Below are 15,378 nucleotides of genomic sequence, written 5' to 3'. Positions count from 1 at the left end.
GTTCAAGCGTAATTCTCCCGCAAGGAGTGATTCTCGAAGCTCGACACTGTGTCGAGTCCGAAAAGGCGACGGAGATAGGGCGTAAGAAAGCGGCCGTGCGGGTCCATGCGCTGGCGCAATGCGAGAAAGTCCTCCCAATGGGGATACAGCTTCGCGAAGTCCTGCCCCCTGAGGGTGTGCATTTTCCCCCAATGCGGCCGGCCACCATAGTTCAGACAGATTGCCTGCACGCCGTCGAAGTAACGTTCGTGGGGCATCCCGCGATACTGGTGCGCGGAGATGTGCACGCTGTCGCGCTCGAAGTCCGGGCTCAGCCAGATATCATCCCCACGTACCCAGCGGTATTCCAGCGGAAACATCAACGGGAATGCCTTCTGAGAAATGAATGCGCGGATTTCCCTCAGGGCAGCCTCACCGTGCTCGGCGGGCACCGACCACTCCATCTCATTGAAGCGAACACGCCGCGCGGTGGAAAGCATGCGGTGACTAGCGTCGACATGCTGGCCGGGCCCGACTAGCGACGAACAAAATCGGCTAATCGATGGGCAGGCCGAAGGCAAGCGCTTTCCGAGGTCACAAAGAAATCCGAATGCGGCGTTTTCGAGTAGATCTTCGGTGATGTAGCGCCTCCAGTTTGTGGGTGTAGAGGGTTCATCTGTTACATCCCATGACTTCGTGAGGACCGTGTCAGTGTGAGGAAGCCAGTACATCTCGAACGAGCGGTGGCGCTGGGTCAATGACACTGCTTGTGCCAGACACTCGTCTAACTGCATCTTGGCCCGTTTCATCTTCAGCTGAAACGAAGGAACGACATTGAGTCCGATTTTTGTGAGAATACCCAGTGCGCCGAGCCCGATCCGGCCGCCGGCAAACAGGTCCGGATTTTCTTCCGGCGTGGCGACAATCTCACGGCCGTCGGTTTGCATGATTGTGAGGCTGGCGATCTGCGTCGCGAGGTTGCCCAGCTTGATACCGGTACCGTGGGTCCCGGTGCTGGTGGCGCCTGCGATCGACTGCGAATTGATGTCGCCGAGGTTTTCCATCGCGAGTCCGTGAGCCGACAGTGCTGGACAGAGCGTGTGCAGGCGGGTTCCGGCATGAACATGTACAACTCGCCGTGCTGTGTCGATGTCGATAATGCCTTGCAACCGATCGAGCGAAACGATTGAGCCATCGGTATGCACCAGTGGTGAGAACGAATGACCCGCGCCGACCGCGCGGACTGATGAGCCGGTCTGCTTTGCCTTGCGAAGTATGTCCACAAGTTCCCGACTAGACGCGGGTGTCGATACGGTTGCCAACGGACATGCTACATATCCGGACCAGTTACGCCACATGATGTGATCTCCTCGCCGCTCGTTAGTTAAAAGAAGTTTTTGCCCGCACCACGATAGGTCGAGGCGCGTTCGACAACGCTGCCGTTGCGGATCAGGAGTAACTCGTCGAAACGCTCGCACAGTTCCCCAGCCTTTGCGTGGCGGAACAGCATCGGATCGCCGATCTTGAGCTTCACGTCGCGGGGAAGACAGATCGGCGTCTGTACCTCGCCGGCTGCTTCGTTATCAATGAGTTCAGATCCGTGTGGCAGCCACGGTTGGGGCAGTCGGCTCTTTCCTGCTGGTCCAGACGCGATGTATCCGCCGCCTGCACACGTGACGACACCCGGTGCCGGTGAGCGGGTAATGGGCAGAGCAAAACCGGCAGCCGGTGTTACGCGAAACGCAGCATAGTGGTCAAACAGTGTGGGGGCATAGAGGCCCGACCCGGCAGCGAGTTCGGTCACCGAGGCGTCGGCGCGGGTGGTCTCCAGACTGCCGGTGCCACCTCCGTTCACGAACCGCAGCGGATGACCCGCTGCGGCCAGCGCTTGAACCACTGCTTGGCGGCGTTTAGTAATTTCGTGGATCGACCTGCGTTTGAGATAACGAATGATGCTGCTGCGTATTTTCTCCCCGGGCACGACGTCCATCAGGCCCGCAATCTGCCCTTCGTACCCCATCAGGCCGTCCAGCCTGACGCCGCCGAGACCGGCGATGAAACTGGCAAGCGCCAGAGCGCTCGCGACATTGTTGATCGGTGAGCGGTGCACGCCGAAGTACAGTCCGGGAAACGACGAAGACATGTCCAGATCTATCGACAGTGGAAATACCACGTTTTCGGTACGGGCAATTACGTCGAGGGTTTTCACCTGGTCGAGACTGTCGACCATCAACGTAATTGCGTGACCGGTCCGTATCTGCGCGGCGACGGCGCGCAGATCATCGGGTTCAACAGACGGGTAAGCGACGACTATGTCGTCGAATCCCTCGCTCGCCAGCCACGCGGCTTCGGCCGGCGAGTAGCAGAGCAGGCCACGCACAAACGGCGCTGTGTCGAAGATATGCCGGATCATAGGTAGCGAACGCACAGATTTCGTTACCAGCCTGACGGGTAGTCCGGCCGCCCGTTCCCCTAGCCGTTCAAGGTTCGAAGCAAAACTGTCCAGATCGACAAAAGCTGCAGGCAACCGCTCTCCCTCGAGCGCACGGCGGTAATAGCCATAGTCGCGCGGGAGAGGGGGCGCTTGCTTATAGGAGGCCGTCTGGTTCATATGGATGTTCTTCAAGGTTGATGGGCGGCCGGATTCGCCGATTAGTCTGACAACGTGCCAGTCAGCCGCTTTTTTTCAGAATGATGTGCCGGAGTGAAGCCTATAAAGCGATATTTCTCGCTCCAAGGGTAGAGATGGCCGTTCTGGGGGTCCGTTTCGGCCAATGGTCCGGCGGACAGCCGGATGGCCGGGATGGACCCGAAACTGACCTCGCCAGCGTCTGCCCGTTTCTTTTTGTCGGAATACGGTTGCGAAGTGCGTTTAACGAAGGACTTGACTCATTTCGCCAGGGAGAGACATGGATTACGCCTTGATAACAGGTGCTTCAAGCGGGATTGGTGCTGAACTTGCGATAGCGTTCGCGCGGGACGGGATTAACGTGATCCTGTGCTCAAGTCCACGCAGCCAGACTACTCTCGAGAAGCACGCCAGGCATATTCGGGAGACGTTCAACGTCGACGCGCATGCGATCACAGTGGACCTGGCTGTGCCCGGTGCGGCGGCACGGTTGGCGACGCGGGTGGAAGCACTGGGACACCCTGTCGAGTATCTTGTCAATAGTGCGGGCGCGGGAATCGTCGGCCTTGCCTTTCAGGACTACGATGCACAGCAGATGACGGCCATGTTGCAACTAAATGTGGTCGCCCTGTCGGAGCTGACGTTGTGGTTCGTGAAGCCAATGATCGAGCGAGGACGAGGTCGCGTTCTGAATATCAGTTCGTCCGCTGGTTATGTCGTTCCTCATGGACTAGAGGCTGCGTATGCGGCGTCAAAGGCATACGTCATAAGCGTGTCGGAGGCGTTGTCGTACGATCTGAGAGGGACGGGTGTCACCTGCACGCATCTCGCTCCTGGGCCAACGCGAACCCATTTCTTCGCTGCCGCTGGTCTGGTCGACGAGCGTCGAATGGCCAAGCTCGGTTACAGTGAGCCGGACGAGATGGCAATGATCGGCTATCGCGCGATGATGGCCGGGCGCACGGCTGTGCTGCCGGGCCTGAGCAACAAATGTGTTACCTGGCTCGCGCGGATCTCTCCGTCGAAACTGTTGACCGGAAAGATCTCCGCCTTCGTTGTTTCTCGGGAACTCGATTGATCTCGACGTCGAGGGGGGCCGACGTCGAGCCCCTGATGCTTGCTGAGTTCGACGCGTTATGCACCTGACGTGCGCTGTATGACAGGCAGCCATTGCAGTGCAGCAGTGGGATCTCCATTGATCTTGATCTTCCCCTGCATGAACGCAACGGGTGGATTTAGCTTGCCGGCGACGAGGTCCTGAAAATCCTTCTGTCCCATCGTGATAGTGGTATCTGCCTCCGTATCATCATTGCTGACAGTTGTTTGCGTGACGACTACGAAGCCCAGATTCTTGAGATTGATCTTGAGGCTCTTTTGTGGGGTAGGTCCATTGACGATGGCCTCCTTGAATCGGGAAGTGACTTCTTCGAGGTAGTCCATTTTGAACACTCCGGTCAGAAAAAATTGAATACGTGTGGAAAATGCGAATTTGAATGCAACGACTACGAGCAGTAGTCTGGACTAATCCGATCTAGCTTGCGGCGTAACGCAGGCCATACGAAGCTGCCTCCCAGGCCGTCAGTCTGCACGCGGGCAGCGTCTGCAACGCCTTTGAGAATTTCCGCATCGATTGACGTCAGGCTACCGCCAGGCTGCGCGGCCACTTGTATCTGGCATGCGCTCTCGAAGATATACATAGCGAGAAATGCATCTGCGATGTTGCGACCAACCGTGAGAAGTCCATGGTTGCGCAACATCAGAAACGTCCCGCTACCGAGATCCTGCTGAAGTCGAGGCTTTTCCTCGTCGTGCAACGCGACACCTTCGTATTCGTGGTACCCGAGTCCTCCAAGCACGAACGTCGCCTGCTGTGAGATCGGCAGAAGACCGCACTGCTGCGCACTGACGGCGACCCCAGCTCGCGTGTGGGTGTGAAGCACGCATTGGACATCTTCACGCACGGCGTGTACGGCGCTGTGGATCACGAAACCGGCGCGGTTTACCGGGAACGGGGTGTCCGTGAGCTTGTTGCCATCCCGGTCGACCAGAATCAGGGAAGAAGCGGTGACTTCATCGAACAGTAGCCCGTACGGATTGATCAGAAAGTGCTGTTCGGGACCGGGCACGCGAGCGCTGATATGGGTAAAAATCAGATCGGACCAGCCGTACGACGCAACGAGGCGATAGCAGGCGGCCAGGTCGCACCTTAGCTGCCACTCCTCTGCGCTCACCTTGCTTTCCAATGAGACATTGTTCATTGAGGATTCCTTTTTTATGTTCATAAATAGACAAGGCAAGAATAAAACGAGCAGTAGTGTTTCGACGATTCAAAAGCGGCCAGCACGGGGTCCGTCAAGGTCAAGCTTGACAGTCAAGGCGTGTCCGGCAGGGCGCGCTATGACTTGTTCGAACCTGGCCGGTATGCACTACAGATTTGGCCGGGTTTGCCTTGGTGCAAGGAAATTTGACCCTCTAACTTCTCTCTGACGCGTAAAGCAATAAATCTGTCACAGAAACGGGACTTACGGGAGGACCAAAGGCGTGCCGCCGCGGTGCGCCGAACTGGTCCGCACGATCTCAGGCTTACTGGAACGAAGGAGGAGACGATATGGGGCTGCAGATGGAGAAACACTTGAAGTATTACGCAGTGGTCGGTGCGGCGGGATTGGCGTGTTGTTGTTCTGGAGAGGCGATTGCACAAAGCAATTTGACGCTTTACGGCGTCATCGATACTGCAATACGTTACGAGACCAACGGGGTGTCTTATGGTCCGGATGGCTCGGTGGCATCGAGCGGGAGTCGGATATCGATGGCGAATGGTGGGGGGCTTGCAGAGAGCTACTGGGGTCTCAAAGGACAGGAAGATCTCGGCTCAGGAAATCAGGCTCTGTTCGATCTCGAGAGTCACTTTGATCCAGGTAGTGGGAGCGTTAATCCGCAGGATTCGCCAAATTTCTTTGAGATTTCCTACGTGGGTCTTCTCTCCCCAAAGCTCGGTCAGCTCACGTTCGGAAGGCAATACAACGTAGCGTTCGAAGGGGTGACGCTCGCTTTTGGTTCGAACATGTGGACAGGCGACCAGGATCCATACGTCAACAGCTTCAAACCGGAGCAGATTCTGTTAGGCGGAGCCCGGACCAGCGACATGATTCAGTACGCGGCGCAGGTCGGCAGTCTCGTTATTCTGGCGCAGTATGCGCCCGGAGGGCAGGCCGGTGGGGGCTGGGCGGGAAGCCAGACAGGTGCATCGCTTTCATGGGTTCCAACCCAGGGATGGCTGAGGCTGAGCGGGTCGTTTCTTCGTTCGAGAGACGATGTCAGCGATGCAAAGTTCGATATTTACACGGCGGGAGGTTCGTTCGACATTGGCAAGTTGACCTTTAACGGGGGCTACATCGAAAACGCGCGGGACAATAACTTCACATCCTTTTCCAACGGTCCGTTCTCGCCAGCAGATCTGGCAGGTCTCGGCATCATCTCTCCGGATCAGGTCGCCGCCCCTTCAGCGCCTGGCGGCTTCGATAAAAGGAGAATGGTTCTGGCAGGCGTCACTTACCGTGCCACGTCAATATTTACGATGGCTTTCAATACGTGGTGGACATGGCAGAGCGGCTACACGGCCAATTTTGGTGGGCGCGCGCGTCAATTTCAGATCGTCGCCGGCTACAGCCTTTCCAAGCGAGACATGCTGTATGCCGAAGCGGACAGATCGATCTATCGTGGTGGTCTTGTCGGCGCACAACTGGTCGGCCTCGATGGACAGGCTCCGACCGACAATACGACGCAGACGGGCATCATGGTGGGCTTGAGGCACTATTTCTGACACCATACCCTGTCGTTTCCCCGGAGCGACCGGTGCCGCCCGGTCGCCTACACTCACGGGAAAACGGAGACGCATGACATGCATAGCACCGAACGGTATACGACGGCCAACCTGCAGGTTTACCTGTTGCGATGTCTGGCCGCGATGAGCCCGGGTTTTGGTATCAATCCCGAGCGTTTGTGCCTAGGTCTCGGGTTTGAGATTGCGGATCTTTCTGACCCCGAGTGCCGGCTTTCGTTTCGTCAGGCGAGCGAGATGATTCGCCGCACAATCGAACTGGCGCCGGGACGGGGTATTGGGCTGGAAATAGCGAGTAACGAGACGATCGGTTCAATTGGCCTCGTCGGCTACGCCTTGCTTACCAGTCCCACCTTCGGCGATGCCGTCGCACTGGGTGTTGAGATGCAGGAGTACGCTGGGTCGATGCTTCGTCTCGATTACACGCATGACGAGTCGAGAATGTCGATCAATGCAACATGCCACTTTCATGAACCTGATATAGAGATGTTCCTCGTGGAGGAGGCATTCGGTAGCTTCATGAGGATCGGGCATGCCCTCATTGGTGATGATTTCCACCCCTCTTCGGTGGAGTTTAGCTACGACCGCCCATCTTATGCTGATCAGTACGAGCGCACGTTTGGATGTCCGGTGCGGTTTGGTCGGAAGGATAATGTGTTCTCGTGCGACTCCTCGTGGAGCAGCAAGAGAATCGCCACCTACGATCCGTTGAGCCATAGGCAGGCGCTGCGTTTTCTTGAGTTGGCGAGGAAGCAGGATAGCGACGATTCGGACCTCATCGAGTCTGTCGAGAGGATCGTGCGGCGCGACTTGCAGCAGACCCCGACGCTAGCCGCGATTGCGGCTCAGCTTTGCATGAGCGAGCGGACCTTACGGCGAAAAATGGCCTGTTGTGGCGTGTCGTATCAGTCTCTGTTAGACGGCATACGTCAGCGGCGCGCGTCCGCGCTCTTGCAGAATTCGAGGCTTTCGATCGAGGAGATTGCGTACGAGGTGGGTTTCAGCGATTCCCACAATTTTCGGCGCGCTTTCAAGCGTTGGACAGGGCAAACGCCCCGTTCGGCGGCCTAGTGCCCGTGTCGATGTGCCGACACTAGAGTGAGAGTGACGCAGGTCGGTCGAGGGGAAGCAGGATGCGCACAGCGAGGCCGCCACCTTCGCGATTGACGGCGTGCACTGTCCCATGGTGAGCATCGCAGATAGCAGAGGCAATTGATAACCCCAGACCATTGCCACCCCATGGTCGCGCGCGCGAGTGCTCGGCCCGCCAGAAGCGATCGAACATGCGGAGTAGCTCTTCCTGCCCGACCCCTGGTCCACGATCGGAGATTTCCAGAAGTAGGCGTTTTTCAGCCACAGTGGCCGTGATTTCCAACGAACGACCTGTTGCAGCGTAGCGCAGCAGATTTTCAATCAGGATCGACAATACCTGGCCAATGCGGTCCCGATCAGCCGTTAACGTCAGGTCATGCGGGATTCGCACCTGCGGGGAGATCCCGGCCGCGTTGAGTTGCGGCCCCGACCAGGCTAGCCGCTCGCTGACCAGATCGTTCAGGTTGAAGCAGCTCTCCTCCATGGCCAGTTGGCCGGCCCGCGCTAACGACAGTAGATGCAGGTCGCCGACCAGGCGGTTGAGCTGATCGAGTTGGCGTTTGACCATGAGAAGCTGGTCAGGGTCGCTCGGGAACACCTCATCGAGCATTCCCTGTACGCGCCCCATCGCGGCGTTGAGCGGGGTCCTTAGTTCATGCGCAAGCACTGCGCTCGAGTCGCGAACTTCACGTTCGTACTGCTCCAGCTTGGCTGTCATCCCATTGAAGTCATCCGCAAGACTTTTTAGGTCTTCGGGGGCGCCAGGAACTACCGGCGCACGGGCAGAAAAATCACCCTGTGTCACTTTGTGGGCAGCCTGTGCGACGTTTGAGAGCTGTTGCGACAAAGGTCGGGAAGCGAGCAGCCCTCCCAGAACCACGAGCGGAACCGAGCCGATTACCAGTGCGGCGAGCAGAAGCCAGTCGCGGCTCGCCACGCCGGGAAGGAAATCCCTGACGTTGTAATACCGCTGGAAAAGCTCCCACAGCCTTGCCTGGTTGAGTTCCGGGGCGGCACGCAGCGCTTCGAGCTCAGGGCGAGCCGAAGCGGGAATCTGATGCATGGTGTAGAAATCCCAGATTGCGAAGCGCAGCCACATGCACATAGCGATACTGACCACGGCACCGACGGCGAGGGCGCTCATGCGCAGGCCGACCCAATACCGCAGCGAGATGGGCGACCTGTGCAGGAGATGAGGGCGTTTCATTGCGTACTCCGGAAGCGATAGCCGACCGCGCGTACCGTGACCAGCACGTCGACCATACCGTGTGCTTCCAGCTTGCGGCGCAAATTGTGAATGTGGGCATCGACAACTCGCTCCAGCGCGCCACTTTCGGGTAAGCAGGCTTCCAGCAGTTCGCTTCGGGTGAAAGCCTTAAATGGAGTCCTTAGCAATGTCGCAAGAAGGTTGAACTCGGTCGGTGTGAGATCCAGCTTTGCGCGGCCGTGTTCCGAATCGTCCACATGCGCCGTATAGGCCTGAAGATCGACCGTTAGCGCACCATCGCGCAGTTGGTTGCTGGGCTGCGCACGGCTGGAGCCGAGTCGACGCAATACAGCCACCACTCTTGCGACCACTTCCTTGGGGTTGTACGGCTTGACGATGTAATCATCTGCGCCATAACGAAGTGCCCCGATCTTGTCCGGTTCATCGCCGATGGCGGTCACCATGATCACCGGGGTGTCGCCGACGCGGCGAATGGCGGAGAGGACCTCGGTGCCGCTGAGTTTCGGCAGCATCACGTCGAGCAGCACCAGATCGGGTTTCCATCGGGCGTGCATTTCGATGCCGCGTTGCCCGTCTTCGGCAATGGCGACCTCGAAGCCATCCCGGCGCAAATACGCATCCAGCGTGCTGGCGCTCACCCCATCATCCTCGATCACGAGCACACGCTTGCCTGTCATAAGGGCCTCTTAATGAAATCTTGAAAGTGTCCGGAGGGGAAATTGAAAATGAATTGACATCATCGCTCACCAATTTGACATCGAGCGTCGGTCTGATGGCTATCTTATCTTCAACGGAGTATCGGTGCGGGGCCTTTCTTCGAACGCGGGTGGTCGCGCTCGCGGTGACGCGACTCATGGCGATCAGCCTTTCGGCTTGTTCGTTGGCGCCGCCTTACCAACGGCCTGCGGCGCCCATACCGGCGCGGCTGGATGGAGCCCTTGAATACGTCGGCGACGCTGCCGACGCAGGTGCTGCACCGGTCGTGCTCTCCGAGTCAGAACGGCGTTTCCTCGTTTCATTCTCTCCGAACCACGATCTGGTTCCGCTGGTCGAGCAGGCCTTGGCGCACAACCGCGATTTCCGGATTGCGGCGCTACAAGTGGAGCAGGCTCGTGCATTGAACCGGATCGACAGCGCGCAGCAGCTACCAGAGCTGGACGCATCCGCTCAACTTGACCGGCAGCGCTTCAGCAATTCAGACCTTGATACACGCTATGGCCAGGACGTGAGTACCGCCACCGTCGGCATATCGGATTTCGAACTGGACTTCTTCGGCCGCGTGCGCAGCCTCTCTGAAGCGTCCAGGCATCGGTACCTGGCAAGCGTCGAGGGGCAACGGGCCTTTCGCGGTGCGCTTATTACAGAAGTCTTGCGGGCGTATGTGATAGAGCGAGCGGCTACTTCGTCCGCGCAAGAGCTTCATGCGTTAGATGCCGATACACAAACCATGCTGTCATTGACCGAGCGTCAGGAGCAGGTGGGATCGCTCGCTCTGGACGAACTCAATCTACAACGCAGTGATGCCGAGCACGTCCGCATGCGGTGGCTTCAGGCACAGGCAGACGAGGCCACCGCCCGCAACGCACTGCAGCTAATCACTGGCGACGAAACGCCGGCATTGACCGGAACGCTCGATGAACTCGCCGACACCGGCGAGCCGCTTGACTGGCTAAAGGCCGTCCCGTCAGAGGTCCTGCTGCAGCGACCCGACATCATCCAGGCTGAGGAACGGTTGCGGGCGGCCAACGCCGACATCGGCGCGGCGCGCGCGGCCTTTTTTCCGTCGATCCGGTTGAGCACGTCGGTGGGCACTGCCAGTGCTGGCTTGGCCGGACTGTTCGAACGGAGCACCGGAGTCTGGACTTTCGTTCCGCAAGTGACGCTGCCGATTTTCGACAACGGACGCAACCAGGCCAATCTCGATCTCGCCCATCTACGCAAGGACGTAGCGGTAGCGGAATATGAAAGGGTCGTGCAGTCGGCGTTCCGGGACGTCGCAGATGCATTGGCCGCACGCGGCCCGCTGATCGAGCAGTTGCGCTGGGAGCGGGCATTGACGGCAACCGAGCGCGAGCGCGTAAGCCGTGCTACCGCACGTTTCGCAGCAGGATGGGCGGACCGACCGACGCTACTTGCCGCCCGCGTGCGCCTTGCCCAAACGAACGTGGCGCGCATCGAGGCGCATCAGGCGCTCGAGCTCAACCAGCTGACCCTGTATCGCGCCTTATATGGCGTGCAAGTGAGCGTGCTACCCAATACGGCCCAAGAATCTTGAGAACCCTCGCTCTGATCACCGCGCCCCTGAGGTGTGGCTCAACCGTGCAAAAAACTGGAATACATGTCGTGAAATACGTTTCTCTCCAACTCGCCGCGAGCTTGTTATTGGCCCTGACGCTAACGACGGGGTGTAGCCGTGCCACTCCGGCGCCCGAGACTCCGCTACGGGCAGTCAAGGTTGAAACTGTACGTAGCGTGTCGGATAGCGAGTTGCCAGTTATCGGTCTCGTTCGCGAAGAGCAGCGTGCCGATCTTGGCTTCGAGACTTCAGGGCGTGTAGCCGCTGTTGTCGTTGACATCGGAGATGCAGTTCGGCGCGGACAAACGCTGGCCCGGCTGGACAGCGAGCCTATGCAGTTGAAATTGCAACAGGCGCGCGCGGACGTCGGTGCTGCGAAGGCGCAACTCACCGAGCGTGAAACGACCTATCGTCAGCAGCAGGTTCTCTTCGATGACCGGGTGATTTCACCGGCGGCTCTAGCGGCTGCACGCGCCGGTTATCTAAGCTCCGAGGAGCAACTGGCCGGTGCACGCGCAGCCGAGGCACTGGCTGCGCGTGCATTTCGCAATAGCGCGATCGTTGCGCCTTTTGACGGGCGGATAGTGGGGCGGAATGCACAGCCCTTCGCCGACGTCGCGGCAGGCCAGAGCGTGCTGCGAATCGAAAGCGAGGGTCGCGTTGAGGTGGTGGGCACGTTACCGGCTGTGTTGGCAGAGGATCTCAAGCCCGGAACTATCGCAGTAGCCCACCCGAGCGACGAATCTTCGCAAGCTATTTCGGTTCGGCTGGAGAAGATTTCAAGCAGGACCGAGAACGGCGCGTTGGTGGAAGCGATTTTCCGTGCGACCGAAGCAGGTACGGTGCTGCGCAGTGGCGAGACTGTGTTGCTGACACTGCCGATGACGCGGCCGGAACTGCCTTCGGTCCCTGTGACTGCACTCCTGCCGGCAGCGCCGGGACAACCGGCCCGCGTATTTGTCTACGACACCCACACGGGAAAGGTGGTGAGCCGCAGGGTCGTCCCGGAGACGGTCAGCGACGGGCACGTGCTTTTGCGTGAAGGCGTTTCGCCGGGCGAGGCCGTGGTCGCCACGGGTGCGCAGTTCCTGATTGACGGTCAGGCCGTGCGCCTGTTCCAGCCCGAAACTCAATTCGGCCGGGAATCGACGTTATGAACCTTACCCGACGTGCACTCGGCGCCGGTCGCCTGACCCTGTTTGTCGCGCTTTTGATTCTGGTCGGCGGCGTATTCACTTTCCTGCGATTTCCGTCTCAGGAAGAGCCAACGGTGACCGTACGGGATGCACTGGTGACCGTTTACTATCCCGGCATGACAGCGGAACGCGTTGAGAACCTGCTGGCGAAGCCGACCGAGGAGCGGCTACGCGAACTGCCTGGGATCAAGAGCATCCTGACGACGATTCACCCAGGTAGTGTCGTGATTCAGATCACCGCCTATGACCAGGTCGAGGATCTCGACGCCTTGTGGCAGCGGGTAAGGGCCAAGGTTACCGAGGCAAGCTCCGGTTATCCCGAGGGCAGCATCGGGCCGTTCGTCGATGACGACTTCGGTCGGGTGGCCGTAGCATCGGTCGCGGTCACCGCGCCGGGCTTCACTATGAGTGAAGTGCGTGAGCAGTTGAAAAGCATGCGGGAGCAACTTTACGCCTTGCCCGGCGTGGAACGCATCTCCCTGTTTGGCCTTCAGGAAGACCGCGTATACGTAGAATTCAACCGTCAACGGCTGGCCGGCCTCGGGATTGGTCCAGCTGCAGTGATGCAGCAGTTGCGCGCACAGAGTATCGTCATGCCTGGCGGCCTTCCATCTGTCTCTGGTCTGGCATTTACGGTCGCGACCACGGGAGAGGTGCGTACGCTGGACGATCTGCGGCGTTTCCTGATTGCGGTGCCGAAGGATGGACAGAGCGTGGAGGTGGCGTTAGGCGAGGTAGCGCAAATCCGCGCCATGCCGGCCGATCCTCCGGAAACGGCTGCGATGTATCAGGGTAAGCCCGCTGCCGTGCTTGCCGTCTCGATGGCGCTAGGCCAAAACGTTGAAGCCTTCGGCGCGGCTCTGCGTCAGCGTCTGGATGAAATAGCGAAGGCGCTTCCGGTTGGATTTTCCCAGCATATAGTGACGTTCCAGGCGGATGTGGTCGAGCGGGAAATGGGTAAGATGCATCACGTCATGGCTGAAACTGTAGTGATCGTCATGGCCGTTGTGATGCTATTCCTGGGCTGGCGTACAGGACTGGTGGTTGGCGCAATCGTCCCGCTGACCATCCTGGGCTCGCTGATCGCAATGCGGGTGTTGAACGTGGAGCTGCAGACGGTATCGATTGCCGCCATCATTATTGCGTTGGGTCTGCTGGTGGATAACGGCATCGTGATTGCCGAAGACATCGAGCGGCGCCTTCATGCCGGCGAAGCACGGCGTTCGGCATGCATCGAGGCGGGGCGTACCCTCGCGGTACCGCTACTCACATCCTCGCTGGTCATCGTGCTGGCGTTCTCCCCGTTCTTTCTCGGGCATACCAGCACCAACGAGTACTTGCGTTCACTGCCCATTGTTCTGGCCGTGACGCTGCTCGGCTCCTGGGCTTTGAGCCTGACTGTCACACCGCTGTTGTGCCTCTATTTCTCGACGGTACCTGCCCACTCCGACGAGGAGCCCGCCTACGATTCGAAACTGTATCGAGGCTATCGTTATGTGATTCAGGTATTGCTGCGCAACAAGCTTGCCTTTATTGCGATCATGCTGCTGCTACTGACGGGCGCGGTCGGCGTGTTGGCATCTCTGCCATACAGTTTCCTGCCGCCATCGGACCGGCTGCAGTTTCAAATTCCGTTGACGCTGCAACCTGGTGTAGATTCCCGAGAGACCTTAAAGGTGGTGCAAGCTATCAGCCAGTGGCTCGCGGACAGCAGGCAGAACCCGGATGTGGCCGACAGCATCGGTTATGTCGCTGACGGCGGACCGCGTATCGTGCTAGGTCTGAATCCTCCGCTTCCCGCCTCCAATGTCGGTTACTTCACCGTAAGTGTTCACGCGGGCACGGACATCGACGCGGCGATCTCGCGTATCCGAAATCATCTGCTTCAATATTTCCCGGAGGTTCGCGCGGAACCTAAACGCTTTTCGCTTGGAGCCACCGAATCAGGGAAGGCGGTCTACCGTGTGATCGGTCCCGACGAGACTGTGTTGCGTGCAGCCGCTGCTCATATCGAGCAGGCACTGCGTAACCTTCCGGGCACGGTGGACGTACAGGATGACTGGGGTGCGCGGATTCCACGTTACCAGGTTGTCGTCGACCAGGTGCGAGCCCGCCAGGCCGGCGTAAGCAGCGCCGATATCGCGCAGGCTTTACAGATTCGCTACAGCGGCGTGCAGGAGGTCGAGATTCACGATGGCGACACTGCGGTGCCGGTGATCGTGCGCGGTTCAGAGAGCGAGCGCCGCGCGACCGAGAACTTAGGCGGCACCCTTATCTACCCTCGATCGGGTGGTGTACCGGTCACGCTTGCCGCGGTCGCTTGTGTGACACTGGGTTCAGAGCCGTCAACGATTCAGCGAAGGAACCTTGTCCGGACGATTACGGTGTCTGGGCGCAATCCCTCGATGACTGCAACGACTATCGTGGACAGCCTCGAATCGGCCGTCGCGGCGTTCAAGCTTCCACCAGGTTACCGCATCGAGATCGGAGGAGAGATAGAGGAGTCGGCTGAGACCAATGATGCGCTAGCGCAATACATGCCGCATGCCGTACTGGCGATGCTGCTGATCTTCGTGTGGCAGTTCAAGTCGTTTCGCAAGCTGTTTATCGTTGTTGTGAGCATTCCGTTCGCGTTGATCGGCGCTGCGCTCGCATTGTTGGCAACCGGTTATCCGTTCGGTTTTATGGCCACATTCGGTCTGCTTTCGCTGGGAGGGATCATCGTCAATAATGCCGTCCTGTTGCTCGAGCGCATTGAGGAGGAGGTAGCCGCCGGTCAGTCTCGCCACGAAGCGGTGCTGTCGGGCGCGGTCAAACGGCTGCGGCCTATCCTGATGACCAAACTGACCTGCATTGTCGGGCTGATCCCGTTGATGATGTTCGCGGGGCCGCTGTGGACGGGCATGGCTATCACACTCATCGGCGGTCTCGCGCTAGGCACCCTGGTTACATTGGGTCTGATTCCGGTGCTTTACGACCTGCTCTTTGCAGGGACCGTCGGGCTGCGCGTCGCTGCGATACGAGAGGCGACCCGCCGCTAAGCAAGCTCGACTAGCGTACTGGCCGAATCGACTCTTAACGAAATCTTGATGAGGCACAGACAGATTCTTGATATGC

At 58.9% G+C, this 15,378-nt stretch carries 12 protein-coding genes; 6 read left to right on the top strand and 6 right to left on the bottom strand.

Annotated elements, in window-relative coordinates; genetic code table 11:
- Positions 1-2: 2 nt before the first annotated feature.
- The gene (locus tag FFS45_RS26970; RefSeq protein ID WP_137957682.1) at positions 3-1,337 is read right to left on the bottom strand and encodes a D-arabinono-1,4-lactone oxidase; all 1,335 of its coding nucleotides are present in this window, start codon (positions 1,335-1,337) and stop codon (positions 3-5) included.
- A 26-nt stretch (positions 1,338-1,363) separates the two neighbouring features.
- A complete protein-coding gene (locus FFS45_RS26965; RefSeq protein ID WP_137957681.1) occupies positions 1,364-2,590 on the bottom strand; it encodes an amino acid deaminase/aldolase in 1,227 nt (408 codons plus the stop codon).
- A gap of 298 nt (positions 2,591-2,888) precedes the next feature.
- Here FFS45_RS26965 and FFS45_RS26960 point away from each other — a divergent pair, with 298 nt between their 5' ends.
- Positions 2,889-3,686 (top strand): SDR family NAD(P)-dependent oxidoreductase, encoded by a 798-nt coding sequence (locus FFS45_RS26960; RefSeq protein WP_137957680.1) that lies wholly within the window; start codon positions 2,889-2,891, stop codon positions 3,684-3,686.
- Positions 3,687-3,742: 56 nt separating this feature from the next.
- Here the strand turns inward: FFS45_RS26960 and FFS45_RS26955 are convergent, their stop codons facing one another.
- A complete protein-coding gene (locus FFS45_RS26955; protein WP_137957679.1) occupies positions 3,743-4,048 on the bottom strand; it encodes an SCP2 sterol-binding domain-containing protein in 306 nt (101 codons plus the stop codon).
- Between the two features lie 62 nt (positions 4,049-4,110).
- Complete coding sequence (locus FFS45_RS26950) at positions 4,111-4,866, bottom strand: class II aldolase/adducin family protein (protein ID WP_137957678.1); 756 nt, start codon at positions 4,864-4,866, stop codon at positions 4,111-4,113.
- A 350-nt stretch (positions 4,867-5,216) separates the two neighbouring features.
- Here FFS45_RS26950 and FFS45_RS26945 point away from each other — a divergent pair, with 350 nt between their 5' ends.
- Entirely contained in the window at positions 5,217-6,431 is a 1,215-nt protein-coding gene (locus FFS45_RS26945) for a porin (protein ID WP_249362942.1), read from the top strand.
- Positions 6,432-6,509: 78 nt separating this feature from the next.
- On the top strand, positions 6,510-7,520 hold the full coding sequence (locus tag FFS45_RS26940) for an AraC family transcriptional regulator (protein ID WP_137957677.1): 1,011 nt from the start codon (positions 6,510-6,512) through the stop codon (positions 7,518-7,520).
- 22 nt (positions 7,521-7,542) lie between these two features.
- On the opposite strand, the gene FFS45_RS26935 is transcribed toward FFS45_RS26940, so the two are convergent.
- A complete protein-coding gene (locus FFS45_RS26935) occupies positions 7,543-8,748 on the bottom strand; it encodes an ATP-binding protein (RefSeq protein WP_212745764.1) in 1,206 nt (401 codons plus the stop codon).
- A complete protein-coding gene (locus tag FFS45_RS26930) occupies positions 8,745-9,446 on the bottom strand; it encodes a response regulator (RefSeq protein WP_137957676.1) in 702 nt (233 codons plus the stop codon). Before FFS45_RS26930 ends, FFS45_RS26935 begins: the two co-directional genes overlap by 4 nt.
- Positions 9,447-9,472: 26 nt before the next feature.
- Between FFS45_RS26930 and FFS45_RS26925 the strand changes: the two genes are divergently transcribed.
- Genes FFS45_RS26925 through FFS45_RS26915 form a run of 3 tightly spaced genes read left to right on the top strand, consistent with a single transcriptional unit; the run spans position 9,473 to position 15,302 of the window.
- Positions 9,473-11,044, top strand: a complete 1,572-nt coding sequence (locus FFS45_RS26925; protein WP_249362944.1) for an efflux transporter outer membrane subunit — start codon at positions 9,473-9,475, stop codon at positions 11,042-11,044.
- The gene (locus FFS45_RS26920) at positions 11,041-12,222 is read left to right on the top strand and encodes an efflux RND transporter periplasmic adaptor subunit (RefSeq protein ID WP_171029770.1); all 1,182 of its coding nucleotides are present in this window, start codon (positions 11,041-11,043) and stop codon (positions 12,220-12,222) included. The genes FFS45_RS26925 and FFS45_RS26920 overlap by 4 nt, the downstream gene beginning before the upstream one ends.
- Complete coding sequence (locus tag FFS45_RS26915; protein ID WP_137957674.1) at positions 12,219-15,302, top strand: efflux RND transporter permease subunit; 3,084 nt, start codon at positions 12,219-12,221, stop codon at positions 15,300-15,302. The genes FFS45_RS26920 and FFS45_RS26915 overlap by 4 nt, the downstream gene beginning before the upstream one ends.
- Positions 15,303-15,378 lie beyond the last annotated feature (76 nt).

Origin of the sequence: Burkholderia sp. 4M9327F10 (genome assembly GCF_005503145.1) — a bacterium.
Classification (GTDB): domain Bacteria; phylum Pseudomonadota; class Gammaproteobacteria; order Burkholderiales; family Burkholderiaceae; genus Paraburkholderia.
The sequence above is the reverse complement of the archived record's forward strand: the minus strand, read 5'-3'. Positions and strand labels throughout refer to the sequence as shown.